The organism is Shigella sonnei, from assembly GCF_002950395.1.
In the GTDB taxonomy this organism is placed as follows: domain Bacteria; phylum Pseudomonadota; class Gammaproteobacteria; order Enterobacterales; family Enterobacteriaceae; genus ECMA0423.
In genome coordinates, this window is record NZ_CP026802.1 from 1,705,606 (window position 1) to 1,731,804 (window position 26,199).

23 protein-coding genes and 4 pseudogenes are annotated in these 26,199 nt (G+C 51.0%); 4 read left to right on the top strand and 23 right to left on the bottom strand.

What is annotated here, in order from left to right; all coding sequences use genetic code 11:
* Nucleotides 1-26 precede the first annotated feature (26 nt).
* Complete coding sequence (gene yecV / locus C1P89_RS25915) at nucleotides 27-71, bottom strand: protein YecV (protein WP_211180499.1); 45 nt, start codon at nucleotides 69-71, stop codon at nucleotides 27-29.
* A gap of 90 nt (nucleotides 72-161) precedes the next feature.
* Between yecV and C1P89_RS09170 the strand changes: the two genes are divergently transcribed.
* Complete coding sequence (locus C1P89_RS09170; RefSeq protein ID WP_005142225.1) at nucleotides 162-650, top strand: lysozyme inhibitor LprI family protein; 489 nt, start codon at nucleotides 162-164, stop codon at nucleotides 648-650.
* Between the two features lie 119 nt (nucleotides 651-769).
* Here the strand turns inward: C1P89_RS09170 and flhE are convergent, their stop codons facing one another.
* The 3 genes and pseudogenes from flhE to flhB all read right to left on the bottom strand — a co-directional run.
* A complete protein-coding gene (flhE, locus tag C1P89_RS09175) occupies nucleotides 770-1,162 on the bottom strand; it encodes a flagellar protein FlhE (RefSeq protein WP_001259583.1) in 393 nt (130 codons plus the stop codon).
* Nucleotides 1,162-3,240, bottom strand: coding sequence for a flagellar biosynthesis protein FlhA (gene flhA, locus C1P89_RS09180; protein ID WP_000066983.1), 2,079 nt, complete (start codon nucleotides 3,238-3,240; stop codon nucleotides 1,162-1,164). The genes flhE and flhA overlap by 1 nt, the downstream gene beginning before the upstream one ends.
* Nucleotides 3,233-4,180, bottom strand: a pseudogene (flhB, locus tag C1P89_RS09185) (flagellar biosynthesis protein FlhB); the annotation flags it as partial. The gene flhA and the pseudogene flhB, both read right to left, overlap by 8 nt.
* A 140-nt stretch (nucleotides 4,181-4,320) precedes the next feature.
* On the opposite strand from flhB, the pseudogene C1P89_RS09190 reads away from it, so the two are divergent.
* Nucleotides 4,321-4,899 (top strand): annotated as a pseudogene (locus C1P89_RS09190) (IS110-like element ISEc11 family transposase); the annotation flags it as partial.
* A 16-nt stretch (nucleotides 4,900-4,915) separates the two neighbouring features.
* Here C1P89_RS09190 and C1P89_RS09195 read toward each other — a convergent pair.
* Nucleotides 4,916-5,613, bottom strand: a protein-coding gene (locus tag C1P89_RS09195) for an IS1-like element IS1A family transposase (protein WP_094096600.1) whose coding sequence is annotated in 2 segments (ribosomal slippage) — nucleotides 4,916-5,364 and nucleotides 5,364-5,613 — 699 coding nt in all. Because the reading frame shifts where the segments join, the coding sequence is not laid out codon by codon here.
* Between the two features lie 57 nt (nucleotides 5,614-5,670).
* On the opposite strand from C1P89_RS09195, the pseudogene C1P89_RS09200 reads away from it, so the two are divergent.
* Nucleotides 5,671-6,117, top strand: a pseudogene (locus C1P89_RS09200) (IS110-like element ISEc11 family transposase); the annotation flags it as partial.
* A 246-nt stretch (nucleotides 6,118-6,363) separates the two neighbouring features.
* Here C1P89_RS09200 and C1P89_RS09210 read toward each other — a convergent pair.
* The 13 genes and pseudogenes from C1P89_RS09210 to flhD all read right to left on the bottom strand — a co-directional run.
* Nucleotides 6,364-6,600, bottom strand: a pseudogene (locus C1P89_RS09210) (EscU/YscU/HrcU family type III secretion system export apparatus switch protein); the annotation flags it as partial.
* 201 nt (nucleotides 6,601-6,801) lie between these two features.
* The gene (gene cheZ / locus C1P89_RS09215) at nucleotides 6,802-7,446 is read right to left on the bottom strand and encodes a protein phosphatase CheZ (RefSeq protein ID WP_000983603.1); all 645 of its coding nucleotides are present in this window, start codon (nucleotides 7,444-7,446) and stop codon (nucleotides 6,802-6,804) included.
* Between the two features lie 10 nt (nucleotides 7,447-7,456).
* The gene (cheY, locus tag C1P89_RS09220; protein ID WP_000763867.1) at nucleotides 7,457-7,846 is read right to left on the bottom strand and encodes a chemotaxis response regulator CheY; all 390 of its coding nucleotides are present in this window, start codon (nucleotides 7,844-7,846) and stop codon (nucleotides 7,457-7,459) included.
* 14 nt (nucleotides 7,847-7,860) lie between these two features.
* The gene (cheB, locus tag C1P89_RS09225; RefSeq protein ID WP_000036371.1) at nucleotides 7,861-8,910 is read right to left on the bottom strand and encodes a protein-glutamate methylesterase/protein glutamine deamidase; all 1,050 of its coding nucleotides are present in this window, start codon (nucleotides 8,908-8,910) and stop codon (nucleotides 7,861-7,863) included.
* A 2-nt stretch (nucleotides 8,911-8,912) separates the two neighbouring features.
* Nucleotides 8,913-9,773 (bottom strand): protein-glutamate O-methyltransferase CheR, encoded by an 861-nt coding sequence (gene cheR, locus C1P89_RS09230; RefSeq protein WP_000204335.1) that lies wholly within the window; start codon nucleotides 9,771-9,773, stop codon nucleotides 8,913-8,915.
* Nucleotides 9,774-9,791: 18 nt separating this feature from the next.
* Nucleotides 9,792-11,393, bottom strand: coding sequence for a methyl-accepting chemotaxis protein IV (gene tap / locus C1P89_RS09235; protein ID WP_000483231.1), 1,602 nt, complete (start codon nucleotides 11,391-11,393; stop codon nucleotides 9,792-9,794).
* 45 nt (nucleotides 11,394-11,438) lie between these two features.
* Nucleotides 11,439-13,100 carry a methyl-accepting chemotaxis protein II gene (tar, locus tag C1P89_RS09240; protein WP_001324928.1) on the bottom strand — a complete coding sequence of 554 codons (1,662 nt, stop codon included), beginning with the start codon at nucleotides 13,098-13,100 and terminating at the stop codon, nucleotides 11,439-11,441.
* Nucleotides 13,101-13,244: 144 nt separating this feature from the next.
* Complete coding sequence (gene cheW / locus C1P89_RS09245; RefSeq protein ID WP_000147302.1) at nucleotides 13,245-13,748, bottom strand: chemotaxis protein CheW; 504 nt, start codon at nucleotides 13,746-13,748, stop codon at nucleotides 13,245-13,247.
* A gap of 20 nt (nucleotides 13,749-13,768) precedes the next feature.
* Nucleotides 13,769-15,733, bottom strand: coding sequence for a chemotaxis protein CheA (cheA, locus tag C1P89_RS09250; protein WP_011310187.1), 1,965 nt, complete (start codon nucleotides 15,731-15,733; stop codon nucleotides 13,769-13,771).
* A gap of 4 nt (nucleotides 15,734-15,737) precedes the next feature.
* Nucleotides 15,738-16,664, bottom strand: a complete 927-nt coding sequence (motB, locus tag C1P89_RS09255; RefSeq protein ID WP_000795616.1) for a flagellar motor protein MotB — start codon at nucleotides 16,662-16,664, stop codon at nucleotides 15,738-15,740.
* Nucleotides 16,661-17,548, bottom strand: coding sequence for a flagellar motor stator protein MotA (gene motA / locus C1P89_RS09260; RefSeq protein ID WP_000906331.1), 888 nt, complete (start codon nucleotides 17,546-17,548; stop codon nucleotides 16,661-16,663). Before motA ends, motB begins: the two co-directional genes overlap by 4 nt.
* Before the next feature lie 125 nt (nucleotides 17,549-17,673).
* Nucleotides 17,674-18,252, bottom strand: a complete 579-nt coding sequence (gene flhC, locus C1P89_RS09265) for a flagellar transcriptional regulator FlhC (RefSeq protein WP_001291603.1) — start codon at nucleotides 18,250-18,252, stop codon at nucleotides 17,674-17,676.
* 2 nt (nucleotides 18,253-18,254) lie between these two features.
* Nucleotides 18,255-18,605 (bottom strand): flagellar transcriptional regulator FlhD, encoded by a 351-nt coding sequence (flhD, locus tag C1P89_RS09270; protein WP_001295647.1) that lies wholly within the window; start codon nucleotides 18,603-18,605, stop codon nucleotides 18,255-18,257.
* Between the two features lie 780 nt (nucleotides 18,606-19,385).
* Here flhD and uspC point away from each other — a divergent pair.
* Nucleotides 19,386-19,814 (top strand): universal stress protein UspC, encoded by a 429-nt coding sequence (gene uspC, locus C1P89_RS09275; protein ID WP_000122426.1) that lies wholly within the window; start codon nucleotides 19,386-19,388, stop codon nucleotides 19,812-19,814.
* Between the two features lie 6 nt (nucleotides 19,815-19,820).
* On the opposite strand, the gene otsA is transcribed toward uspC, so the two are convergent.
* The 5 genes from otsA to araF form a co-directional block, all read right to left on the bottom strand.
* Nucleotides 19,821-21,245 carry an alpha,alpha-trehalose-phosphate synthase gene (gene otsA, locus C1P89_RS09280; protein WP_001295646.1) on the bottom strand — a complete coding sequence of 475 codons (1,425 nt, stop codon included), beginning with the start codon at nucleotides 21,243-21,245 and terminating at the stop codon, nucleotides 19,821-19,823.
* Complete coding sequence (gene otsB / locus C1P89_RS09285) at nucleotides 21,220-22,020, bottom strand: trehalose-phosphatase (RefSeq protein WP_001295645.1); 801 nt, start codon at nucleotides 22,018-22,020, stop codon at nucleotides 21,220-21,222. Before otsB ends, otsA begins: the two co-directional genes overlap by 26 nt.
* Nucleotides 22,021-22,186: 166 nt before the next feature.
* A complete protein-coding gene (gene araH, locus C1P89_RS09290) occupies nucleotides 22,187-23,173 on the bottom strand; it encodes an arabinose ABC transporter permease AraH (protein ID WP_000100203.1) in 987 nt (328 codons plus the stop codon).
* Nucleotides 23,174-23,187: 14 nt separating this feature from the next.
* Nucleotides 23,188-24,702, bottom strand: coding sequence for an arabinose ABC transporter ATP-binding protein AraG (gene araG / locus C1P89_RS09295; RefSeq protein WP_001187814.1), 1,515 nt, complete (start codon nucleotides 24,700-24,702; stop codon nucleotides 23,188-23,190).
* Between the two features lie 69 nt (nucleotides 24,703-24,771).
* Nucleotides 24,772-25,761, bottom strand: coding sequence for an arabinose ABC transporter substrate-binding protein AraF (araF, locus tag C1P89_RS09300; RefSeq protein ID WP_000548673.1), 990 nt, complete (start codon nucleotides 25,759-25,761; stop codon nucleotides 24,772-24,774).
* Between the last annotated feature and the right edge of the window lie 438 nt (nucleotides 25,762-26,199).

Here is a 26,199-nt window from a genome sequence, read left to right on the forward strand (position 1 = left end):
AGTAAAGCCTGATCAGGGTTACCTGATCAGGCTTTTTTATTGCCATCTAAATGTATTCTGAAAATGGACATGCCATTGTTTTCTGACTGTTGGATAAGAGGCCAGAAGCGTAATATCCGGCCCCAGGGAAACGATAACGGTTGAATTTAAGGAATACCGCAGTGTTTAAATTTCTTGTATTAACATTAGGCATTATCTCTTGCCAGGCTTACGCAGAAGATACGGTTATAGAAAACGACCATGACATTTCAGCCATCAAAGATTGTTGGCAAAAAAATTCAGATGATGATACTGACATTAACGTGATCAAATCATGCCTGCGACAAGAATACAATCTCGTCGATGCGCAATTAAATAAAGCCTATGGTGAAGCTTATCGTTATATAGAACAAGTGCCACGCACAGGTGTAAAAAAACCTGATACCGAACAACTTAACTTGCTTAAAAAATCACAGCGAGCCTGGCTGGATTTTAGGGACAAAGAATGTGAATTAATCCTTTCAAATGAGGACGTTCAGGATTTAAGTGACCCTTATTCTGAATCAGAATGGCTCTCATGTATGATCATACAGACCAATACGCGAACTCGCCAGTTGCAGCTATACCGTAACTCTGAAGATTTTTATCCAAGCCCTTTGACAAGAGGATAATTCACATCTTTTTGGCATGTTTTGTTGCAAGCTATTCCTGATAAATAATTGCAACAAGACATCGAGCCTTTTTCACTGAGTTATTAAACATACTCGCGAGCGCGTAATTTTTTTGTCCTTCAGCGATAATTCACAATCACTTCATTACGTTGTACCTTTAGCGGTGGAATTAACCGCCCACCGCCTGGCACTTCCCAGATAAATCGCAACGGTTCTGCTGCCGCTATACCGGAAAAGGCCACGGTGGTTCCGCTCTGCCCCTCTAATTCGACACAACGAGATTGCGAACACAAGCGAACCCGCAGTCCTGAAGGTGTCGGGCCGATAAGCTGATAACGCCACGCTACCAGCGTCATCAATCCTGAAGCAGGTTGTCGCGTAGAAAGAGGCGCAGACGACATCGACTCACCGCGATGATTTAGCGTAATTCCTACACTACTTGCCTGCCACATCCCCTCCCCGGCGGCTTGCACCAGCAGCGGAAACAATAATATTGCTAATAAGGTTCTCATTATTTGCCGCCAATTGTCGCCGTCATGCGGATATGTCGGTTATCAGACAGTTCCAGATTCGACAGGACCACTAACTGCGGCAAGCTGCGGCGCAGGAAGCGAGACAATAATGGTCGCAGCGCGTGGTTCACCAACAATACTGGCGGCGCGCCCAGCATCTCCTGACGGGATAGCGCTTCCTGAGTTTGCGCCAGTAAACGATCCGCCAGCCCTGGCTCCAGTCCTCCCCCGCCCTGCAGCGCCTGTAGTAACAAACGTTCCAGCGGTGTATCGAGGCCAATAACATGGACTTCATCTTTGCCAGGAAACCACTGCTGGGTAATCGCCCGTCCCAACGCCACGCGCACGACGGCGGTTAATTCATGTGGATCGCTTTGGATGGGCGCATGTTCCGCCAGCGTTTCGAGAATGGTGCGCATATCGCGAATCGGTACTTTTTCATCGAGGAGATTTTGCAGCACTTTATGCAGTGTGGTGAGCGTGACGACGCCAGGAACGAGATCTTCCGTCAGCTTTGGCATCTCCTGGGCGACGCGATCCAACAGCTGTTGCGCCTCCTGACGACCAAACAGCTCTGCGGCATGCTGGCTAATGAGGTGGTTAAGATGCGTTGCTACCACCGTGCTGGCCTCAACCACTGTGTACCCCTGAATCTGCGCCTGTTCTTTTAGCGCACTTTCAATCCAGATAGCATTCAGGCCAAATGCCGGATCGACGGTCGCCTCACCAGGTAACGTCCCGGCAGCGGTTCCAGGGTTAATCGCCAGCCAGCGCCCCGGATAAGCATCACCACTGCCAATCTCCACGCCTTTCATCAAAATGCGATAGCGGGCAGGTTGCAGATCCATATTGTCGCGAATGTGCACCACTGGCGGCAGAAATCCCATCTCCTGGGCAAATTTCTTGCGGATACTGCGTATACGGCCCAACAACTCACCATCCTGCTGGAAATCGACCATCGGGATCAGTCGATAACCCACTTCCATTCCCAGAGAATCTTCCAGTTGTACATCGTTCCACGTCGCTTCGACAACGGTATTATTCTCTGCCATTTTTACCGGTTTGGGTTCGGCAGGCGCTTTTTGTTCGCGTCCGCGTATCCACCAGGCCAGCCCGAGCAATCCGGCAGTGAACAGCAAAAATACCAGGTTCGGCATTCCAGGCACCAGGCCGAGTAAACCGAGCACGGCGGCGCTTAACAACATAACGCTTGGGTTACTGAAAAGCTGATTCACCATCTGCTCGCCAACATCCTGATCGGTGCTGACACGCGTAACGATGACCCCCGCGGCGGTAGAAATCACCAGCGCCGGAATTTGTGCCACCAGACCGTCGCCAATGGTCAATAGCGTATAACTTTCCGCCGCGTGTCCCATGCTCATGCCATGTTGCAGCACGCCGACCAGCAACCCGCCGACAACGTTAATGACCATGATGAGGATCCCGGCGATGGCATCGCCGCGAACAAACTTACTTGCCCCGTCCATTGAGCCGTAAAAATCGGCTTCCTGAGTCACTTCGGAGCGGCGTTTTTTCGCCTCATCTTCACCAATCAATCCAGCGTTAAGGTCGGCGTCAATCGCCATCTGCTTACCCGGCATACCATCGAGAACAAAGCGCGCACCCACTTCTGCGATACGCCCGGCACCTTTGGTAATGACCATAAAGTTGATGATCACGAGAATGACAAACACCACGATACCGATAGCGAAATTGCCACCAACGAGGAAGTGACCGAACGCTTCGACCACCTTCCCTGCCGCCGCCGCGCCGGTATGCCCTTCCATCAAAATGATACGGGTTGAAGCCACGTTAAGTGCCAGACGCAACAACGTAGTAAACAACAGAATGGTCGGAAACGCAGCAAACTCAAGCGTGCGCTGGGTAAACATCGCCACCAGCAACACCATGATCGACAAGGCAATATTGAAGGTAAACAACAGGTCGAGTATGAATGCGGGCAGTGGCAGCACCATCATCGACAAGATCAACAGGATCAAAATCGGTCCGGCAAGGATCTGCCATTGTGTCGATTTCAGGTTTGCGGGCAGGCGCAGCATCGCGGCCAGATTACTCATGGGTCGGTTTCTCGTTAATAAAATCCAGGGCTTCCGGCACCGGAAGATGAGTAGGTTGTACAGGGCGCTGTCCACCAGCCAGACGCCAGCGTTTCAGTTGCCAGACCCAGGCCAGCACTTCCGCCACCGCGGCGTACAGTTGACCCGGGATTTGTTGACCAATCTCCGCATGTCGATACAGCGCTCGCGCCAGCGGCGGCGCTTCAAGCGTCGGGACGTTATTTTCAGCGCCAATTTCACGAATGCGCAGCGCGACCAGCCCTGCACCTTTAGCGACCACTTTCGGTGCGCTCATTTTGTTTTCGTCATACTGCAACGCTACCGAATAGTGGGTCGGGTTATTGACAATGACATCAGCTTTCGGCACATCGGCCATCATCCGACGCCGTGCAGCAGCTCGCTGCATCTGACGGATCCGCCCTTTAACATGAGGGTCACCTTCGCTTTGTTTGAACTCATCACGAATATCCTGCCGCGACATACGCAGCTTTTTCAGGTGGCTGAAGATTTGGAAAAAGACGTCAAATCCCACCATTGGAATGACACCAAGCACCACCAGCAGTGCGCATAGCCCAACCAGATCCATCGCATTACCCATGGCGGTAGTCGGAGACTCGGCCATTAAGCGCATCATCTGCGGCCAGTGATGCCAGAGATAAAACCCCGTCACGCTGCCAACCAGGATGGTTTTCAAAATTGCCTTAAGCAACTCCGCGCCAGTCTGTGCCGAGAACATCCGTTTAATGCCCGGTAGCGGGTTGAGTTTGGAAAACTTCGGCTGCAAGGATTTGCCGCTAAATACCAGCCCCCCCAGCATGACCGGAGAAATGAGCGCCACCAGCACCACGCCGCTAATCAGCGGCAGCAGCGCCAGCATGGCTTCTCTGATCAGCAGAATAATCTGCCCGAGGATCAGATTCGGGTCATTGAAAATGTAATGAACGCATCCCACACAATTAAACACGGAGCAGTATGATGGTTAAAAGGGTGAAACTGGCAGGTGTGGAGCCTCGCAGATTTCCGGCATCATAGTGCCCAATACGGGATGCATAAAGCTCCCTCAGACTGGAGACTCCACAAATGAAATATACACCGGTTGGCGTTGATATCGCAAAACATGTCATTCAGATTCACTTCATCAATGAGCACACAGGTGAAGTGGTTGATAAACAGTTGCGTAGACAGGATTTTCTGACGTTCTTCGGCAACCGTGAGCCATGCCTGATTGGTATGGAGGCCTGTGGAGGTTCTCAGCACTGGGCACGGGAACTGACAAAACTTGGTCATAAAGTCCGGTTGTTGCAGGCCCGCTTCGTTAAGGCATTCGTCATGGGCAATAAGAATGATGTGATGGATGCCCGGGCTATCTGGATGGCGGTTCAGCAGCCGGGTAAAGAAATCGCCGTAAAAACAGAAGAACAGCAGTCGGTACTGGTTCTGCACCGTACCCGCATGCAACTGGTGAAGTTCCGGACCGCACAAATTAATGCCCTGCACGGGACGTTACTGGAGTTTGGTGAAACCATCCACAAAGGCCGGGCAGCGATGGAGCGGGAGTTCCCCGAAGCACTGGAACGGATGAAAGAGAGACTGCCACCGTATCTCATTATGGTTCTGGAAAACCAGTACAACCGACTGAATGAGCTGGACTCACTGATAGGGTAATGACTCCAACTTATTGATAGTGTTTTATGTTCAGATAATGCCCGATGACTTTGTCATGCAGCTCCACCGATTTTGAGAACGACAGCGACTTCCGTCCCAGCCGTGCCAGGTGCTGCCTCAGATTCAGGTTATGCCGCTCAATTCGCTGCGTATATCGCTTGCTGATTACGTGCAGCTTTCCCTTCAGGCGGGATTCATACAGCGGCCAGCCATCCGTCATCCATATCACCACGTCAAAGGGTGACAGCAGGCTCATAAGACGCCCCAGCGTCGCCATAGTGCGTTCACCGAATACGTGCGCAACAACCGTCTTCCGGAGACTGTCATACGCGTAAAACAGCCAGCGCTGGCGCGATTTAGCCCCGACATAGCCCCACTGTTCGTCCATTTCCGCGCAGACGATGACGTCACTGCCCGGCTGTATGCGCGAGGTTACCGACTGCGGCCTGAGTTTTTTAAGTGACGTAAAATCGTGTTGAGGCCAACGCCCATAATGCGTGCAGTTGCCCGGCATCCAACGCCATTCATGGCCATATCAATGATTTTCTGGTGCGTACCGGGTTGAGAAGCGGTGTAAGTGAACTGCAGTTGCCATGTTTTACGGCAGTGAGAGCAGAGATAGCGCTGATGTCCGGCAGTGCTTTTGCCGTTACGCACCACCCCGTCAGTAGCTGAACAGGAGGGACAGCTGATAGAAACAGAAGCCACTGGAGCACCTCAAAAACACCATCATACACTAAATCAGTAAGTTGGCAGCATCACCCACTGATAGAGGATATTGAAAAACAGCTTACCAGCGTGGCGAGGCAGAATGAAACCTGTAAGCGGTTGCTGGATATTCCTGGCGTTGGACCACTTATTGCGACGGCAGCGGTGGCCACCATGGGGGAAGCATCAGCGTTTAAATCGGGGCGAGAGTTCGCCGCATATGTTGGTCTGGTTCCAAAACAAACTGGCTCCGGAGGGAAAGTACGTCTGCTGGGGATAAGCAAACGTGGTGACACTTATCTCAGGACATTATTTATCCACGGTGCAAGAGCGGTGGCATTAGTAGCTAAAGAGCCTGGCCCGTGGATAACCGAACTGAAAAAACGTCGTCCAGCCAGTGTGGCAATCGTCGCCATGGCAAACAAGCTGGCACGAACAGTATGGGCGATAACCGCCCATGACCGTAAGTATGACAGGAACCACGTCAGTATCAGACCATATTAATCGCTGATACCATTAAACAATGAACTCTTAACAAAAGGGTGAATGCTGAAAGGTTGCTATGGCGGCCAGAGTGATGACAAAGACAGGTAAGACCGTGACTCACTAAACCTGAACAGTATTTTGGGCTTGAAGTCCGCCGTGAAAATAAGGGGGGAGTCGGCGAATTACATAGGGGCTCGCAGCGTTACGGCTGCAATAAAGCCGGATATAAAGCTGCAACCTACCCGTCATGTCAAAACAATGGATGCCTTGCAAACGGGATGCGTTCATATAAATACTGTGATCAAAATGCAGCCCAGCGGAGAGCATGCCCGACAATCGACGGGCCAGCGACACACCGCCAAACCAGATAACACACACGCCCACTAACAAAATCAGCAACGAGGTCAGTTCACGGGAACGCGGGATTTGCCCCTCTTCCCGCGCTTTTTCTAGTCGGTGAGGTGTGGGGGCTTCTGTTTTGTCGTCGCTCTCGTCAGACACGTCGCCAATCCTGGAAAGAGTATTAAGCTTAAATGATGCCAGAGCGCAAAGCGTTCAATGGTTTGAGTAAGGGGCAAAACAGGCGGGATTTAGGGCTTTTGCTGCCACACATCAAGCATAGTGTGCGTTTGTCGGATGCGGCGTCATCGCCTTATCAGACCGCCTGATATGACGTGGTCACGCCACATCAGGCAATACAAATCAAAATCCAAGACTATCCAACAAATCGTCCACCTGATCCTGACTGGCTACCACGCCGACTTTGCTGGTATCGACCTGAGGTCCATTAAGCAAACTCTGGTTTTCACGTTTTGGACGCGACTCCTGTTCCGGGATGTTTTCCAACAGCACCATCAGCAACTGGCGTTCGATCTCCTGAATGACATCCATCATCCGCTTAATGACCAGCCCGGTGAGATCCTGAAAATCCTGCGCCATCATGATTTCCAGCAGTTGCGCGTTAGTAAAGCTGGTATGCGCGGGTACATCTGCCAGAAATTGTCGTGTATCTGTTACCAGTTCACGGGCATCGGCAAGGTCAATCGGATCGGCAAACCAGTCATCCCAACGTTGGGTTAACGCTTTTGCTGATTTCTCCATTTGATCCTGATGCGGTTGTGACGCCTCAACACTGTTCAGCGCCCGCTCCGCAGCCTGGGCGGTCATCTGCACAACATAGTACAAACGATCGCGCGCATCGGGGATGGCTTCCGCCGCTTCGGCAATGGCCTGATCCAGCCCCAGTTCCCGCAAACTGTCGCGCAGCATACGCGTCAGGCTGCCGATGCGCGCAATGATATCGCCAGCTGAATGCTCGTCAGCAGGTTTGATTGATGGTTGCATCATAGTCGCATCCTCACATGCCCAGTTTCTCAAAGATTTTGTTGAGTTTTTCCTCCAGCGTCGCGGCGGTAAATGGCTTCACCACATAGCCACTGGCCCCCGCTTGCGCCGCAGCAATGATGTTCTCTTTCTTCGCTTCTGCAGTCACCATTAACACTGGCAATGCCGACATCGCGCCATCCGCACGAATTGTTTTCAGCAATTCCAGGCCATCCATATTGGGCATGTTCCAGTCGGAGATAACAAATCCATAACCGCCTGCCTGCAACTTATTGAGAGCGTCGACGCCATCTTCCGCTTCCTCAACATTATTGAATCCCAGCTCTTTCAGCAGGTTACGCACTATGCGTCGCATGGTGGAAAAGTCATCCACAACCAAAAATTTAAGTTCTTTATCCGCCATTTCACACTCCTGATTTAAATACGTATCGCCTGTCCGGCACTAATTTTTGCCAACATTTGCTGGCTTACCTGGCTAAGATCGACCACTTCGCAGACACCACCCATATTGATGGCCTCGCGCGGCATGCCGAACACCACGCAACTTGCTTCGTTTTGCGCAAGGGTCCATGCCCCCGCCTGACGCATCGCCAACATTCCCGCCGCGCCGTCGTTGCCCATACCGGTCAGGATCACCCCAACCGCATTACGCCCCGCCTGTTTGGCGACAGAATGGAACAACACATCTACCGAAGGCCGATGACGGTTAACCGCCGGGCCGTCGTGAATTTTGATTTGATAATTTGCGCCACTACGCGCCAGTTCCATATGCCGATCGCCCGGCGCAATATAGGCATGCCCCGGCAAGACACGTTCTCCGTCTTCGGCTTCTTTAACCCCGATCTGGCAAAGCTTATTAAGTCTGTCGGCAAAAGAGCGGGTGAAACCGGGCGGCATATGTTGGGTAATTAACAATGCCGGGCTGGAAAGCGGCAACGGTTGCAGTACGTGACGAATTGCCTCAGTTCCACCCGTTGAAGCACCAATCGCAATCAGTTTTTCAGAACTCAACAACGGACCCGCCTTCAGCGTTGTCGGTGCTGACAATGGCTTATGTGCTGCAAGGCTCGCCTTTGCTGCCGTACGCACCTTTTCAGCAATCATTTCGCTATACGCCAGCATTCCTTCGCGAATACCCAGTTGCGGTTTGGTGACAAAATCTATTGCCCCCAGCTCCAGCGCGCGCAGCGTGACTTCTGATCCTTTGCCGGTCAAGGAAGAAACCATCACAACGGGCATTGGACGCAAACGCATTAATTTTTCGAGGAAATCCAGTCCGTCCATCCGCGGCATTTCAACATCCAGCGTCAGCACATCGGGATTGAATTTCTTAATCAAGTCACGCGCGACCAGCGGATCAGGCGCGGTCGCCACCATTTCCATGTCGCTATGGCTGTTGATGATTTCTGTCATGATCTGGCGCATCAGTGCCGAATCATCGACAGATAACACCCTGATTTTGCTCATCGTTAATCCTTACTTAGCGCATACACCGTCTGACCACGCAGCGTGAAGCGGCGCTCAAGGTGGCTAAAGTTTTCAGAGTGACCCGCAAACAGCAATCCGTCGGGTTTAAGGAGCGGAACAAAGCGGCGCAAAATCTCCTGCTGGGTATTTTGATCGAAGTAGATCATGACGTTACGACAGAAGATCGCATCAAACGGCCCCGGCACGGTGTACTGTTTCGCCAGTAGATTCAGCGGGGCAAAATCAACATAGTTCGCCAGCTCCTGACGCACGCGTACCAGCCCTTCATGCGGTCCCGTCCCTCGCATGAAATACCGTTGCAGTTGCTGCGGCGTCAGGTTTTTCAACTCTTCATGGCGATAAATACCGCTTCTGGCTTTTTCCAGCACTTCGGTGTCGATATCACTGGCAAACACTTTCCAGCGTCCGGGCGCGGTGCCCAATGTGTCAGCCAGCGTCATCGCAATGCTGTACGGCTCTTCGCCGGTCGAAGCCGCCGCGCTCCATACGCGATACTCGCCAGAACGGCGACGTGCGTGATCCGCGAGCAGAGGGAAATGGTGTGCCTCACGGAAAAATGCCGTCAGATTCGTGGTCAGCGAATTGATAAACGCCTGCCACTCACCGCTGTGCTGATTAGATTCCAGCAAGTTCAGATAATGACCGAAATCCGTCAGTCCCAGCGAACGCAAACGACGAACCAGTCGGTTGTAAACCATGTCGCGTTTATGGTCAGCCAGAACGATCCCGGCTCGTTGATAGATCAATTGACTTATCCGCCGAAAATGCGCGTCGGAAAGCGCCAGGCGCTCGGTCATCTGTAACAATAAAGACGTTTGCCCACAGGGCAGAGATGAAGTCATAGCGCCTTCTCAATCACTTCAGGATACCACTGGCGCAATTTGTAACTGCGCCGACTCATGTCGTGCTACTTCATGTTCTTCAAGGGTAAATACCGCCACACGCGACGAAAGATGGTCGGCCTGATTCGCCAGTTGTTCCGTTGCCACCGCCGCTTCTTCTACCAGCGAGGCGTTCTGCTGAGTCACCTGATCCATCTGGCTGACAGCCTGTGCAACCTGCTCAATCCCCCGCTGTTGTTCTTCCGACGCAGAGGCAATTTCTCCCATAATGTCGTTCACGCGGGTCACCGAACTGACAATATCGATCATGGTCGCGGCGGCGTTATTCACCAGTTTCGAACCCTGCTGGACACGATTGACTGACTCTTCGATCAGCCCTTTGATCTCTTTTGCTGCCTGCGCGCTACGGCTGGCAAGATTGCGCACTTCACCTGCCACTACCGCAAAACCACGCCCCTGCTCTCCGGCGCGAGCCGCTTCCACTGCCGCATTCAGGGCCAGAATATTGGTCTGGAAAGCAATTCCGTCGATAACGCTGATAATGTCGCCAATTTTTTGCGAGCTGGTGGCGATCTCCTGCATGGTGTGAGTCATGGTACTGACCTGAACACCGCCCGCCTGCGCCGTTGTCGCGGCATTTTTTGCCAGTTCCGACGCCTGTCGTGCGTTATCGGCGTTTTGCCCTACCGTGGCGGTTAATTGCTCCATACTGGCGGCCGTTTGTGCCAGCGATGCCGCCTGCTGTTCGGTACGACTTGAGAGATCGTTATTGCCTGCGACAATCTCCGCGATACCAATGTGCATCTCCTGGCTTCCCTTACGCACATCACTTACCGTCCCACGCAAAGCCTGCTGCATGGTCTTCAGACTGGCAAAAATGGCGGTGATCTCATTACGACCATATACCGCAATCGGACGCGCCAGATTACCCGCAGCAATGCTGTCAAAATGGCTACCGATAATGGCCAGTGGTTGAACAATCATCTTGCGCGTCCACCACAGCGCACTGCTGATGTAGATCGCCGCAACAATAATCATGCTGATAAACACCAGTGTCGAAATCTGATAGTTACGCTGGCTTTGCGCACTGGCGGCTTCCAGCACATGGTTGATCTCCAGCTGCCAGGCCTCAAAGTTAACGTCAAACGCATTCTGTGATCCCTGCACCGGCGCAGTGAGGAAATCCGAAAGTTGATTACTTTCAAGCCAGGTCGCCTGATGTTCGAGATCGTTGTGCCAGCGGGCAAAACTTTTCTCCGTCTCTTTTTGCAATGCCCTGACGTGCTCGTTGCCCGCAGTCATCGCCATAAAACTTTTAAACAGCGTGGTGGATTGCGTCAGACTGGCGCGCGCCGTCGTCATCAACGTTTTAATGTCATCCGCCGGATAGCTAAGTGCCGTCAGAGTGCCCGCTTTGTTCAGCGCGGTACTGGCCTGTAACATTACCGCCCGAGTTTGCGCTAATGCCGCACGTTGCTGATTGCTCTGCTCGACCTGATTCAGTCGTTGCAAATCGTCGCGAAATGCCCAAAAAGACATGCCGTTACTGCCAATCTGCAAGATCCCGCAGAGAATCAAAATTAAAAACAGCGTGGTCGAAATTCGAATACGATTAAACATCAACGCTCCCCATCAGGCGGCAATGACCGCGTTAGTAAATACTCGTCAAAATGTTTCCCAGTTTGGATCTTGTTCAGCAATTCGCAGTCGTGGCTGTGCCGGTGGTTGCTCACTGGCAGGACGGGATGGTGTTTGCGGTTTATTGGTGAGTGGGCTGGCTGCCAGACGGAACGCGGAAACCGCTTGCGTTAAACGACTCGCCTGTTCTTCCAGCGCAGCGGCGGCGGCAGCTGATTCCTGCACCAGCGATGCGTTCTGTTGCGTGACGCGATCCATTTCCGAAACCGCCAATGCGACTTGATCGATGCCACGGCTCTGTTCATCCGATGCCGATGCAATCTCGCCCATAATGTCAGTCACGCGAGTGACAGCATTGACGATATTGTTCATTGTTTCCCCGGCGCTTTCGACCAGCACCGAACCGGTATCAACGCGTGCGACGGAGTCTTCAATGAGGGCTTTGATCTCTTTTGCCGCCTGGGCGCTGCGACTGGCAAGATTACGCACTTCACCCGCCACCACGGCAAAACCACGGCCCTGTTCACCCGCACGCGCGGCTTCAACCGCGGCATTCAGCGCGAGGATATTAGTCTGGAAGGCAATACCGTCGATAACGCTGATAATGTCGGCAATTTTCTTCGAACTATCGGCGATCTCATGCATCGTTTTCACTACGCCATCCACCACTTTGCCGCCGTGCTGGGCGGTGTCGGAGGCACTTTGCGCCAGTTGCGAGGCCTGGCGGGCGTTATCGGCGTTTTGCTTCACTGTCGCGGTGAGCTGCTCCATGCTGGCGGCAGTTTCTTCCAGCGCGGATGCCTGCTGTTCAGTACGGGAGGAAAGATCGGTGTTGCCCGCCGCAATTTCACGGGTACCGGCATAGATGGCATCTGAACCTTCGCGGACATGAGTGACGGTGTCAGTCAAAGAGCGTTGCATATGTGAAACGCTCTGCGCCAGGTCGCCCATTTCACTGCGCCCGTCAATGGTCAGGGTATTCGCTAGGTTACCACCGGCGATTTCGCGAATGTGAGCAATAATTTTTGCCAGCGGAGTAAGCAACATACGGCGAATGCCGTACCACGCCACCAGCAGAATCAATACCACCACCAGCGCGATAACCGCCAGTTGCCACTGGGCAAATCGGTAATCATCTGCGTTGTCAGTGACGATATCGCGATACAGTTTTTCACTGCTGAGGGCGTACTGAGCAAACGCTTCGCCCATTGCATTTTGCATTCCCTGGGTTGGCTGAGCGAAATAAGCTCCAGTATTGCCATAATCTAGATAATCAATCAGTTCAGTTAACGCTGTGTAATAGTTTTTATATTTTTCATCAATATTACGACTGGTAGCGACCATTTCAGGTAACGGTGCCATGCTTTTGAATTTTTTATAATGCGTCGCTGCCTGCGCCAATGTTTTCCTGGCGCTATCGAGCAATTCAACTTTGGCGTTACTTTGTTGATTGGAGGAATCCATCATCATCCGCACCGCTGAACGACTCAGGTTAATGCGCGTTTGCAGCATTAAATCCCAGGTTGACGTCAGCTCGCCCTGCTGTTCCCGCAATTGATTGGAAACCACAAAGCTCTTCTGGCTATGGTGAAGGGAAGAAAAAAACAGACTGCCGGAAATAAGCTGTAACAGTGCGAATACCCCCAGCACCATTACCAACAGCGTGACTACGCGGATACGGTTAATCATAAGGCACCTTCCTGAAAACAAGTTGATCTCGTTATCGGCAAGAAGGGGGGAAACTTTATTGCTGATGCCACCCGCCGCGAAATTGAAATAAAAAACCCGATGCGCAGATCATCGGGTTCATTTCAATTGAGGAAATCGGGAGAATTACGCCACTTCTGACGCCGCGCTATCTAACAGCGCCATCTCTTCGCTGTTCAGCAGTTTTTCGATGTTCACCAGAATCAACATACGGTCGCCCAGTGCGCCCAGTCCAGTGAGATATTCTGTTGAAAGCGTCACGGCAAACTCTGGTGCCGGACGAATTTGCTCCGCCGTCAATGAAAGCACGTCTGAAACGCCGTCAACCACGATGCCGACCACCCGCTGTCCGAGATTCAGGACGATAACTACCGTGTTGTCGTTATAGTCCACATCCACCTGGCTGAACTTAATTCGTAAGTCAACAATCGGCACAATAACGCCGCGCAGATTCGTGACGCCTTTGATAAACGCTGGCGTGTTCGCAATCCGTGTTACCTGATCGTAGCCACGGATCTCCTGCACTTTCAGGATATCAATACCGTACTCTTCATCACCAAGGGTAAATACCAGAAATTCCTGGCCTGACGGCTCGCTGGCCAGCTTTGTTACATTCGTCATACCGGTCATATTGTTACCTTTTTACTCATTCAGGCGGCGGTGTTCGCCATACGTTGTTCGCGGTTTATCGCCTGCAAGGCGGAGACATCAACAATCAGTGCCACGCTGCCGTCGCCAAGAATGGTCGCAGCAGAAATGCCGGGGACTTTGCGATAGTTACTTTCAAGGTTTTTAACCACAACCTGGTGTTGACCAATTAATTGATCCACCAGCAAGGCGTAGCGGCGACCGCCACTTTGTAAGATCACAACAATTCCCTGGGTGGCTTCGGTTTTCGCGCCCGCGACGTTGAACACTTTCCACAGTTCGACGATGGGCAGATATTCACCCCGCACTTCCAGCACCCGCTCGCCGCCGGCCAGTGGATGGAGATCGGCTTCACGGGGTTGCAGTGATTCCATAACAGCATTCAGCGGCAGAATGAAAACTTCATCCCCAACGCGTACGGACATGCCGTCGAGGATGGCCAGCGTCAGCGGCAGTAAAATGCGGATCGTAGTGCCAGTCCCCTGCTTCGACTGGATTTCGACATGACCGCCCATCTCCTGGATATTACGTTTAACGACGTCCATGCCGACGCCGCGCCCGGAGACGTCGGTGACCTGCTCTGCCATGGAGAAGCCTGGTGCAAATATCAGCATCGCGACTTCGTCGTCGCTCATGTTTTCGCTGACAGTCAAACCTTGCGAGGCCGCTTTTGCCAGAATTCGCTCACGGTTTAGCCCCGCCCCATCGTCGGTCACTTCAATGCAAATGTTGCCGCCCTGATGTTCGGCAGACAGAATTAAATTTCCGACGCTGTTTTTACCTGCGGCGAGCCGTTTTTCTGGCAGTTCAATACCGTGATCGAGGCTATTGCGTACCAGGTGGGTCAGCGGGTCGATAATGCGTTCTATCAGGCTTTTGTCGAGTTCAGTAGAACTGCCCACCAGCGTCAGTTCTACCTGCTTGCCGAGTTTTCCCGCCAGATCACGCACCAGCCGGGGATAGCGACTAAAAACATATTCCATCGGCATCATGCGAATCGACATCACTGATTCCTGCAAATCACGGGCGTTACGTTGTAACTGCCCCATGCTGGTTATCAAATCACCATGATTAACCGGGTCCAGTTCGCTGGAACGCTGGGCAAGCATGGACTGGGTGATAACCAGCTCGCCGACGAGGTTAATTAATTGATCAACCTTTTCTACCGCTACACGGATGCTGGTGGATTCATTGCTGCGCGTCGTTTTTTCCCGCTCCACGCGGCCGGTTGGCGCTTGTTCGGCTGCCAGTTTAAGCACTGGTGGGGTGGATATTTTTGGCGAGACTTCTACTGTTTCAAAGGTAATCTGATCGGCTTCAATCACAAAACAGAGTACCGCTGTGATGTCATCTTCGGCGATGTCGCCCGGTAATATTGCCGAGAGCGAATCCGCCCCTTTCACCACGTCAGTTAACGTTGTCAGATGTCCCAGTTCTTCTTCCAGCAGGTCGACTTCCCCGGCCTTCAGGCGCGAAAGGATAATTCGTCGCGGCGACTGACTGCGACTCTGCTCATCTTGCGGTTCACTTTTGGCAACCACACTTAATCGGGTCACTGCGGATGGCGTTTCGCCTTTCGCTTCTAATGCCAGTTGACGCAAGGCCTGGCAGATATAATCGAAGCTGGCGGCATCCGGCTCTTGCGACTGTTTATAAGCGTCGAGCTGTTCTTGCATGATGTCCTTCGTTTCCAAAAACAGATTGATAATGTCGGTGTTGAGTTGCATCTCACCTCGTCTGGCTTCATCGAGCAGGTTTTCCATCAGATGCGTGGTTTCCTGCAAAACGCTGAAGCCAAAAGTTCCTGCCCCTCCTTTGATCGAGTGGGCAGCCCGAAAGATGGCATTCAATTGTTCGGCATCTGGCGCTTCCGGCTGCAAAACCAGCAGATGCTGCTCCATGTCAGCCAACAGTTCGTCCGCTTCATCAAAAAATGTCTGATAAAAATCGCTTATATCCATGCTCACGCTGTCACCTCGGTTCGGCTGATGGCATTGTGGGAACACTGACCTGTGGTGCAACCTCAGGTTTTTCCAGGGCGCTTACTGGCTCATTCTGGCTTTCGGCGTTTTCATGCAAAATGGCCTGTTCGGCTTGTTTGTTCAGTACCAGCAGGCTGATGCGACGGTTGACGGCATCATCAGGTCCGCGATCGCTTAAGCGCATCGTTGCCGCCATGCCGACGACACGTAACACTTTGCCGCTATCCAACCCTCCGACCATCAGTTCGCGGCGGGATGCATTGGCCCGATCGGCAGAAAGCTCCCAGTTGCTATATCCTTTCTCACCGCTGGCGTAGGGGAAATCATCGGTATGACCTGAAAGGCTAATACGGTTGGGAATACCGTTCAGTACAGGCGCAATGGCACGCAGAATGTCGCGCATATAGGGTTCGACATCGGCACTGCCGGTTCTAAACATCGGGCGATTCTGGCTATCGATGATCTGAATACGTAGACCTTCCTGGACCAGATCGATTTTGAGATGGGGACGTAACGCCCGCAGTTTCGGATCGGACTCTATCAACTGGTCGAGATCACCCCGCAATTTCCGCAATCGACTTTGCTCCATGCGTTTTTTCAGATCTTCGATGTTCGGCTGCTTATTCACTTCCCCCTGGCTTTGGGTGTAATCATCACCACCGCCGGGAATTGGGCTTTCACTATTAGAAATGCGATCGCCGCCCGTAACCGCAGTCGCCAGTGGAGTCCGGAAGTACTCCGCAATCTGAATCAGCTCTTTTGGGCTGGAGATGGAGATCAGCCACATCACCAGAAAAAAGGCCATCATCGCAGTCATAAAGTCGGCATAAGCAATCTTCCACGATCCATGTGCTGCCCCGTGGCTTTTGGCTTTGCGTCGTTTGACGACAATAATCGGATGCGCTTGATTCTTCATGCTTCCTCGGTTGTCGTCTGTTGTTGCGGATTTTTCACCGCACGCACATGCTCTTCCAGTTCAATAAACGACGGACGTTCGCTGGAATAGAGCGTTTTGCGACCAAACTCAACGGCGATAGGCGGTGCGTAACCGTTCAGATTAGAAAGCAGAGTGACTTTGACGCACTGCATCATTTTGCTGGTTTCGGCGCTTTTCTGACGTAAAACACTCGCTAATGGGGAAATAAATCCGTAAGCCAATAAAATGCCGAGGAAAGTCCCCACCATCGCATGTGCGATAAGCGCACCCAGCTCGGCGGCAGGACGATCGGCTGAACCTAACGCGTGAACGCCCCCCATTACAGCCGCGACAATACCAAACGCCGGAAGTGAGTCCCCGACCAGCGCCAGACTGTTCGCCGGGACTTCTGCCTCGCTTTCGTGCGTCTCAATCTCTTCATCCATCAGGGCTTCGATTTCGAAGGTGTTCATATGACCGCTGATAATCAGACGCAGATAATCGACGATAAAATCAAGCATGACGCTATCCGCGAGGATGCGTGGGTAGCTGGCGAAGATCTCGCTCTCACGGGGATTTTCAATATCACGTTCCAGCGAAAACATCCCCATCTGCCGCGATTTCGCCATCAACCGATAAAGCAGAGCCAGCAGATCCATATACATTGCTTTGGTGTATTTGGAGCGACGAAACAGCAACGGCAGCGCCTTCAGCGTGCCTTTAATCGCTTTGCCATTATTGCCGACGATAAACGACCCAATCCCTGCACCGGCAATAATCACCAGTTCAGCGGGTTGATAGAGTGCTCCAAGGCTTCCACCGGTCATCAAATAACCGCCGAAAACTGTACCGAGAACAACCAGGTAACCTAATAAGATAAGCACGACATCATCCTTCCACTGTTGACCATGACAGGATGTTCAGTCGTCAGGCGTTAACGCGCGATTGGGGCAAAAAAAGCAGCGGTACGTCGTTACCGCTGCTGGAATGTTGCGCCTCACCGTATCAGTTAAACAGCCTGTACTCTCTGTTCATCCAGCAGTTGTGGGATAATATCGGCAGGATTCTGGGAAAGTTTACGTCTTTTTACTGCCCGGGATGGCGGTTGACATAAGCTGCAGGCAAAGCTGCCAACAGGCTGGTGAGCGTGGGTAATAAAATTGCCGCCGCAGCAGTTGCAGCTGGAAAGTTGCAGTAATCCACTTTCAACAAACCGCACCAATGTCCAGGCACGGGTTAATGCCAGCAGTGGTCCTTCTTCTGCTTGTGGGCACTGTTCAAGGTATAAACGGTAGGCTTTGATCACCGCATCGACGCCATTACACAAACCGGTTTTCAGTAAAAACTGCCATGCATTACAGAACATCGAAGCATGAACGTTTTGTTCCCAGGTCATAAACCAGTCGGTTGAGAATGGCAGCATGCCTTTCGGCGGTGGGCTTCCGCGCAGTTCTTTATAAAGTTTTATCAGGCGTCCGCGACTTAACTGTGTTTCGCTTTCCAGCATCTGCAAACGAGCGCCCAGGGTAATCAATTCCATTGCCAGCTGAATATCCCGCGCTTCCTGAACAATGCTTTTTTCACTCATGATCAGGCCCTTTTCTTGCGCAGCGCTTCTTCAGGCTGATTAACATCATTCAGCAAGCGTGTTGAGAGCATGATGCCGGTATGAATTTGCTGGAGATCGTCAACGCGGGAATCTTGCGTCAACTGAGTAATCGTCTGGTGGCTGTCAAAACGGAAGTGACAAACCAGTTGATTGGTTTCTGCCAGCTTAACCATTTGCGGAAGAGTCAGTGCCGCTAACGTTGTCGCCATTTCTTCATTTATGCCGAGACGAAACATAGCGGACGCTTTGTCCTGAACAATCAAACGCTGTGCAAGTAGTAAATATGACAAGTTGATGTCATAAATGTGTTTCAGCAACTCGGAGGTATGCATTATTCCCACCCAGAATAACCAACTTTATTTTTATGCGGTTTCACCGCACCCCGTGATGTCGCCGGGAAGCCCCGGTAAAAAATAATTAGCATTAGAATAGTTGCGATAAGCTGCAATAAGCAGAACCACCTTTTTGGTTTAATATGTCCTTACAAATAGAAATGGGTCTTTACACTTATCTAAGATTTTTCCTAAATCGACGCAACTGTACTCGTCACTACACGCACATACAACGGAGGGGGGGCTGCGATTTTCAATAATGTGTGATGCAGATCACACAAAACACTCAATTACTTAACATAAATGTATAAGTCATACTTTTGTTTTGGGTGTATTTCAATATGTTAAAAAGTTTTTCGCTACGCTAGCAAGCAAAAATGAAACAGGAATAATCGAAATGGGATGTTGCGCACAGTTAAAATAAATCACCGTAAATAATCATCTGCTATAAATAATCACTTTCATGCAATACCAGATAAGCTATTTTTAAACAGACACTTACCGCACAACAAACTAATTAAATACAAAGAAAGGCAACAATCAACTTAATGTTAATGAAATGTTTTACATATATTAACCACTTGTTTAATGCGGAGAATCAGTACACTATTTTCTTATAATTACATTTGAAATTATATGATCACCGGGAGTGATTGATTAATTGTCTTTACTAATAATCAGACTAATATTTACCTGTTTGACCGAGTTGGGATTGCGTCGTTTCTCCATTAGGAGTAAAGCTTTAATGTCACCTGAAGTTCACAGAATAAGGAACAGGTTATGAGCTATAGCAATATTCTTGTCGCTGTTGCGGTTACACCGGAAAGTCAGCAACTGCTGGCAAAAGCGGTATCTATCGCCAGGCCAGTAAAGGGACACATCAGTTTAATTACTCTCGCTTCCGACCCGGAAATGTACAATCAATTAGCCGCGCCGATGCTTGAAGATTTACGCAGCGTGATGCAAGAAGAAACGCAAAGCTTTCTTGATAAGTTAATTCAGGATGCGGGGTATCCCGTTGACAAGACGTTTATTGCCTACGGTGAGTTAAGCGAACATATTCTGGAAGTATGTCACAAACATCATTTCGATTTGGTGATTTGCGGTAATCACAATCACAGTTTCTTTTCGCGAGCATCCTGCTCGGCGAAAAGAGTGATTGCCTCAAGTGAGGTCGATGTGCTGTTAGTTCCACTTACGGGAGATTAACCGCTCCTACGCAAGCTTTGGAAAGGTAGCAACTTTATCGCGCTGCTGGCTTTCCGCGCTTCGCGGAACTATCTGCTTTAGGTCGCTAATGAAGCACTCCTGCCAGTGGTTAATATCGTTTTTCACGATAACGTCCAGCATTTCTGCATGACGGGAAATACGTTCCGCCAGCGACATAGTCAATGCACGATCCAGCGCAGCTGCAACTTCGTCACGATCGTAGGGGTTAACAATTAACGCCGACGTTAACTCGTTTGCCGCTCCCGCAAATTGCGAAAGAACAAGAACGCCCGGGTTGGCTGGGTCCTGAGCAGCAACATACTCTTTTGCTACCAGGTTCATCCCGTCACGCAGTGGCGTCACTAAGCCCACGTCAGAGTAGCGGAATATTTTCATCAGTAATTTACGGTCAAAATGCTGATTCAAATAATAAAGCGGCGTCCAGCCTAATTGCCCGTATTTACCATTAATTCGTCCAGCTTCATTTTCGAGCTGATGACGAATATCCTGATAGGCTTGCACATCACCACGCGACGTTGGTGCAATCTGGGTATAACGAATTTTACCATGATGCTGCGGATATTTTTCCAGCAACGCTTCATAGGCGAGAAAACGCTCTGGCAAACCTTTGGAATAATCCAGCCGTTCGACAGAAAAGATATTTTGTACGTTTTTCAGTTCCGCTTTAAGTTGCGCCAGTTTTGGCGGCAGTGGCCCGGCAGCCTGTTTGGCTATTTCTTTCGGTTCAATGCCGATCGGGTAGACTTCTGTTCGAAATGCTTTGCCCCAGGCTGTATGGCTTTTTGCGCTACGTGTCGTGACGCGGGTCAGGTTAGAAAGACAATCCAGGAACGCCAGACGATCGTTTTCTGTCTGGAAACCCAGCAAATCATAATCACAAAGCTGTTCAAGCAAGGTGTCATATGTCGGCAGCGCGTTGAAGATTTCCGGTGTCGGGAAAGGAATATGCAGAAAGAAACCAATGCGATTATTCACTCCCCGTTTGCGTAATTCATGCGCAAATGGCAACAGGTGATAATCGTGGATCCAGATAATGTCATCGTCTTGCAACAGCGGCAGTAATTTATCTGCCAGCAACGCATTTACGCGTAGATAGCCGTCCCAGGCAGGACGCTGAAATTGCACCAGATCGAGCCGATAATGAAAAGCGGGCCAGAGAACGGCATTGGAGAATTGGTTGTAGTATTCGTCAAGGTCCTGTTCGCTGAGGTTAAAAGAGGCCCACGTAATGTTACCTTTTTTCACCTTTTTTAGCGGCTGATCCTCATTCCCTGTTTCACCACTCCAGCCAAACCACAGTCCGCCTGCGGCTTTCAGTGCCCCCAGTATGCCAACGGCAAGGCCACCGGCACTGGCGGCGTGCTCGTCTGGTGGTGCAATCCGGTTAGATACTACGACTAAACGACTCATAGTCATCACTCCTGTTATTTTCTCTTTTTTGTTGTAATGCGGTGGTTATCATTTCAAGCCAGCTCCAGACATCCGGCACACCCGCCAGTCGCCATGATGCCTGAGTTGCACCTGTGCCAATTTTTACTGACATTCCGCCCAGTCGGTTAACGACTGCGAAGCCAGATTCATCGGTTAAATCATCGCCCAGAAATACGGGCGTTCGCCCGATAAAGGGAGCTTCCTGCATAAAAGCTGCAATTGCCTCACCTTTACTGGTACCTCTCGGTTTGATCTCGACAACACACTTTCCCTGCTGTAACGCCATTTGTGGCCAGATCTGAGTAATACGTTGCGCTAATGTCATTAATGCGTCTTCATGCTGCGGAGCCTGACGATAATGCAGCGCAAAAGCCATCCCTTTCGCCTCCAGCTCCGCGCCGGGATACTGAGCGATGACTGTATGCAGTTGCACGCTAATATCACGCGCAATCGCATCCGGCAGATGAACGATATGTGTTTTACCATTGATGTCACGGCGCTCCGCCCCATGCACGCCCGCTAACGGGAAGCGATAAGGTTTTGCCAGTGCGTCAAGCTCCACCATTGAGCGCCCTGATATCAATGCCAATGCACCATCACTTGCGGTTGCCAGTAGCTGTAGTCCTTGCAGAATATTGTCAGGCACGACGACCTGATCGGGATGCGGTTTGATTTCCGCCAGCGTTCCATCAAGATCAAAAAACCAGGCATATTTCGCGGATAGTTCAGGGGTTTCGGTTAACGGTTCTGTCACCCGGCTCTCCTCCTTCTCTTTTCTTATTGTTTTGCGCAGAACGCGCTTTACAGACATGTAAGTATAGACAGTGTGACGGGGGTCGCCATTTGCAATGAAGAACAGCCAACCGTTGTGGCGGCTGGCTGTGGTGGGAAAAAACGTTAAATTGTTGTGGAAAAAAGCATCAGACAGTGCGTTTCGCTTTTTGCTTGTAACGGTCGAAGATCACCGCTGCCAGCAGGATTAAGCCGCGAACCACGTACTGCGCGAAAGGAGAAATATTAAGCAGGTTCATGGCGTTTTCCACGGTGCCTAAAATTAAGATACCCGCCACCACATATGAGATTTTTCCGATGCCACCTTTCAGAGAAACGCCACCTAAAACGCAGGCGGAGATAACAATAAGCTCATAACCAATCGACGTCATTGGCTGCCCACTAGTCATACGTGAAGCCAGAATAATTCCGGCTATCGCAGATACCAGGCCAGAGAGAACAAAGATAATAATTTTGGTGCGAACAACCGGTACACCCGCCAGACGCGCAGCCTCTTCGTTCCCGCCAATCGCCAGGGTGTTACGACCAAAGGTGGTTTTATTCAGCAACAAACCAAAGATAATCAGACACGCGACGGTGAGCCAGATTGGCGCAGGCAGACCGAACCAGTTAGCGTAACCAAGGGCAAAGAAGCTTTCATCTTCGATACCGACCGCTTTACCGTCTGAAATGATGTACGCCAGACCTCGAACAATCTGCATCGTTGCCAGTGTTGTGATCAGAGCATTTATTTTCAGTTTGGCGATAACAAAGCCATTGACCAGGCCACAGAGAATGCCAAGCAGCAACCCCGCTGCCACGCCAATCCACAGGCTTTCAGTCAGGTTGATAACCACCGCCGTGGTGACACCCGCACAGGCAATTACGGAGGCGACAGAAAGGTCAAAGTCACCGGAAGCAAGGCAGAACAACATGCCACACGCCACCATCCCCGACATGGAAATTGCCAGGCCCAACCCTTTCATATTAATGAAGGTGGCAAAATTTGGGACAAAAATGGCACAGGCGATAAAGAGCACCGCAAACACCACCAGCATGCCGTACTGATCCCAAATACGCCCGAAGCTGAATGACGACTTAGGTGCGCCAGAACCCGATGTAGAAACAGAAGACATCATACTCTCCTTACTCAGGCAACTGCCTGGCTGACTTTAGGCATCGCAAGGCTCAGTGCCTGACGCTCATCTGCCTGCTCGTGTAACAATTCACCGGCGATTTCACCTTCCCGCATCACCACAATCCGGTCGGCAACGCCGAGGACTTCAGGTAAGTCGCTGGAGGCAAACAGCACCGCCACACCCTGCGCCGCCAGCGCATAAATTACGTTATATATTTCGTGCTTAGCACCAACATCAATGCTGCGCGTAGGTTCATCCAGCAAAATGACCTTCATCTCTTCCGATAACCAGCGGCCCAGAATGGCTTTTTGCTGATTTCCGCCTGAGAGATTCATGATCAGTTGCTCAGCGCCCGGCGTTTTGATGTTGAGCGAACGAATGTGCTGATCGGCATTGTTTTCTTCCCAACCGTTGTTGATTACACAACCGCCGAGCACATGTTTGCGTCTGGCACTGATGTTGATATTGTCGCGAACGGAGTGCACGGGAATAATGCCTTCCGCTTTGCGATCTTCCGGGCAGAGCATCATGCCTGCGGCAATGGCGTGGCTCGGTTTACGAATATCGATCGGCTGTTGGTCGATATAAACCTGACCGGCGGTGATTTGCGTCCCGCCAAACAAGCCTTTCATTAATTCGCTACGCCCCGCCCCTACCAGACCAAACAGCCCAACAATTTCACCACTGCGAACCGCCAGACTTATTGGCGTACGCACGCCTGGTGCTTTCACAGCATCAAGACGCAGGCGCTCCTCGCCATAACTACGAGGTTGCCAGCCGTAGATATCGCCAATGTCGCGCCCGACCATCGCCTGCACCAGCGCGTCGTGGTCAACCTGCTGCATATCGGTAAAGGTTTTGACATAACGTCCATCTTTAAAGACAGTGATGGCATCGCTGAGGGCAAATATTTCTTCCATACGGTGAGAAACGTATAAGATCACCCGCCCCTCTTTTCGCAGTTCACGAATAACGCGGAAAAGATTGTCGATTTCGCGGGCAGAAAGGGAGCTGGTTGGCTCATCAAAGGCGATAATTTTAGCGTTACGCGCCAGCGCCTTGGCGATTTCAACCATCTGCCACTGACCAATGGAGAGATATTTCAGCGGCGTGTCCGGGTCAATATCCATACCAAGATGTTTAAGTTGTAAACCCGCCTCATAATTCAGCAATGAGCGATTCACAATGCCGCCTTTATGCGGCAGCTGGCCGAGATAGATGTTTTCCGCGACGGTCATTTCCGGCACGAGATGCAGTTCCTGGTAAATAATCGCCACACCCGCGTTAAGTGCTGCGGTCGTGTCGGAAAAGGACATTTCCTGCCCATTAATCACTACAGAACCCGTGGTTGGCGCATAGTTGCCGCTGAGGATTTTTAAGAGAGTTGATTTTCCTGCGCCATTTTCACCCATCAACGCATGAACCTGACCGGCATAGCAGTCAAAACTAATATCCGTCAGCGCCTTAACGCCGGGAAACGTTTTACCGATGCCGCGAAATGAGAGATACGGGGTAGACTGTTGCATAACGTCTCCGTGAATCACTGGTCGTTCACACCCCCTCTGCATCATGCAGAGGGGAATTTTTCCGGCAAATTACTTACCGCCTAAACCTTTTTTCTCCAGTTCTTCTTTAAAGTTGTCACGCGTGATCAGCACCACGTCGGTAACTTCGGTAAATTTTGGCGGTTCAACGTCTTTTGCTACCCAGTTGTAAAGCATTTCGCTGGATTTATAGCCATGTACGTCCGGGCTTGGCAGCAGGGAACCGTAGAAGCCGGTTGCCTGTGCTTTAGACAGTTCGCTCAACGCATCCACACCGTTAATGCCAATGCCGATGATATCGGCAGCTTTAAAGCCCTGACCTTCCGTCGCGCGTACGCCGCCCAGCACGGTGCTGTCGTTCATACCGACGATCAGCCAATGTTTAACTTCCGGATGTTGAACCAGCATTGAGTTGGCAGCGTCAAATGCCCCCGGGATGTCGTTAGATTTGGTAGGTACCTGATAAATTTGTTTTTCCGGGAATCCGGCCGCTTTCAGCGCATCCATAGAACCCGTTGTACGGCGACGTGCCGTATCCAGTTCGTTGGCGGTAATCGCCATCACCGCGCTTTCTTTGACATCCCAGCCACGTTTCTGCATCTCTTTATACAGTTCCTGACCCTGACGTTCGCCAATTTTAGTCGCCGCCATCATCACCAGCGGAACGGTATCCATTGGCTTACCTTTGGCGTTAACAAACTGGTCATCCACGGCAATGACTTTCATATCGTAGCCACGCGCTTTCGCGACGATGGCAGAGCCGAGTTTGGGGTCCGGAGTACAAATAACGAAACCTTTTGCGCCACTGGCAGCCAGGCTGTCGATCGCGTTCAATGTTTTTTCGCCATCCGGCACGGCAATCTTAATAACCTCAAACCCTAAATCCTTCCCGGCTTTATCGGCAAACTTCCATTCGGTCTGGAACCACGGCTCTTCCGGTTGCTTCACCAGAAAACCGAGCTTCAGGTTCTCCGCCATAGCGGATTGTGACATAACGGCTGCCAGACCAATGGCTGCCAGGGCTTTAGTAAATTTGTGCATGGTTCTCTCCAGCTTTAGTGTCGTTTTGTGTAGGGCAAAAACGAATGACTTTCGTTAAATTAATCGGAAAACAAAGCATTACCTTTTATCTAAAAGATAAGTGACCGTGTTGACATAGTTTTAGCGAGAAATTAATTCTCCATAGGAGAGCAATATCACATCGCAGAATTACAGTGAGAACGTGCATAAATTTAGCGGGAAAAGACATAAGGGAAAGCCAATTTGTCAGACAAATTGTCGAATGCACAGCAGATTAATCCATAAGATTAGCCTGGAAATCCTTGTTGTCTTTGGTACCCATGCGGGATGTCTTCTTTTTAACCAGTCAATAGGCCGCATTACCTGGCGTTGAGTTTTTGAAATGGTGTAATAACCGCAACTCAAAGATGTGGAAAATGCACGTCATTCATTTCGCCATTAATTATCACTGTGCTCATT

Bases quoted from the DNA above. Each gene is read 5' to 3' on its own strand.
- flhE (WP_001259583.1), bottom strand. From the start codon at position 1,162: ATGAGAACCTTATTAGCAATATTATTGTTTCCGCTGCTGGTGCAAGCC.
- flhA (WP_000066983.1), bottom strand. From the start codon at position 3,240: ATGAGTAATCTGGCCGCGATGCTGCGCCTGCCCGCAAACCTGAAATCG.
- cheZ (WP_000983603.1), bottom strand. From the start codon at position 7,446: ATGATGCAACCATCAATCAAACCTGCTGACGAGCATTCAGCTGGCGAT.
- cheY (WP_000763867.1), bottom strand. From the start codon at position 7,846: ATGGCGGATAAAGAACTTAAATTTTTGGTTGTGGATGACTTTTCCACC.
- cheB (WP_000036371.1), bottom strand. From the start codon at position 8,910: ATGAGCAAAATCAGGGTGTTATCTGTCGATGATTCGGCACTGATGCGC.
- cheR (WP_000204335.1), bottom strand. From the start codon at position 9,773: ATGACTTCATCTCTGCCCTGTGGGCAAACGTCTTTATTGTTACAGATG.
- tap (WP_000483231.1), bottom strand. From the start codon at position 11,393: ATGTTTAATCGTATTCGAATTTCGACCACGCTGTTTTTAATTTTGATT.
- tar (WP_001324928.1), bottom strand. From the start codon at position 13,100: ATGATTAACCGTATCCGCGTAGTCACGCTGTTGGTAATGGTGCTGGGG.
- cheW (WP_000147302.1), bottom strand. From the start codon at position 13,748: ATGACCGGTATGACGAATGTAACAAAGCTGGCCAGCGAGCCGTCAGGC.
- motB (WP_000795616.1), bottom strand. From the start codon at position 16,664: ATGAAGAATCAAGCGCATCCGATTATTGTCGTCAAACGACGCAAAGCC.
- flhC (WP_001291603.1), bottom strand. From the start codon at position 18,252: ATGAGTGAAAAAAGCATTGTTCAGGAAGCGCGGGATATTCAGCTGGCA.
- flhD (WP_001295647.1), bottom strand. From the start codon at position 18,605: ATGCATACCTCCGAGTTGCTGAAACACATTTATGACATCAACTTGTCA.
- uspC (WP_000122426.1), top strand. From the start codon at position 19,386: ATGAGCTATAGCAATATTCTTGTCGCTGTTGCGGTTACACCGGAAAGT.
- otsA (WP_001295646.1), bottom strand. From the start codon at position 21,245: ATGAGTCGTTTAGTCGTAGTATCTAACCGGATTGCACCACCAGACGAG.
- araH (WP_000100203.1), bottom strand. From the start codon at position 23,173: ATGTCTTCTGTTTCTACATCGGGTTCTGGCGCACCTAAGTCGTCATTC.
- araG (WP_001187814.1), bottom strand. From the start codon at position 24,702: ATGCAACAGTCTACCCCGTATCTCTCATTTCGCGGCATCGGTAAAACG.
- araF (WP_000548673.1), bottom strand. From the start codon at position 25,761: ATGCACAAATTTACTAAAGCCCTGGCAGCCATTGGTCTGGCAGCCGTT.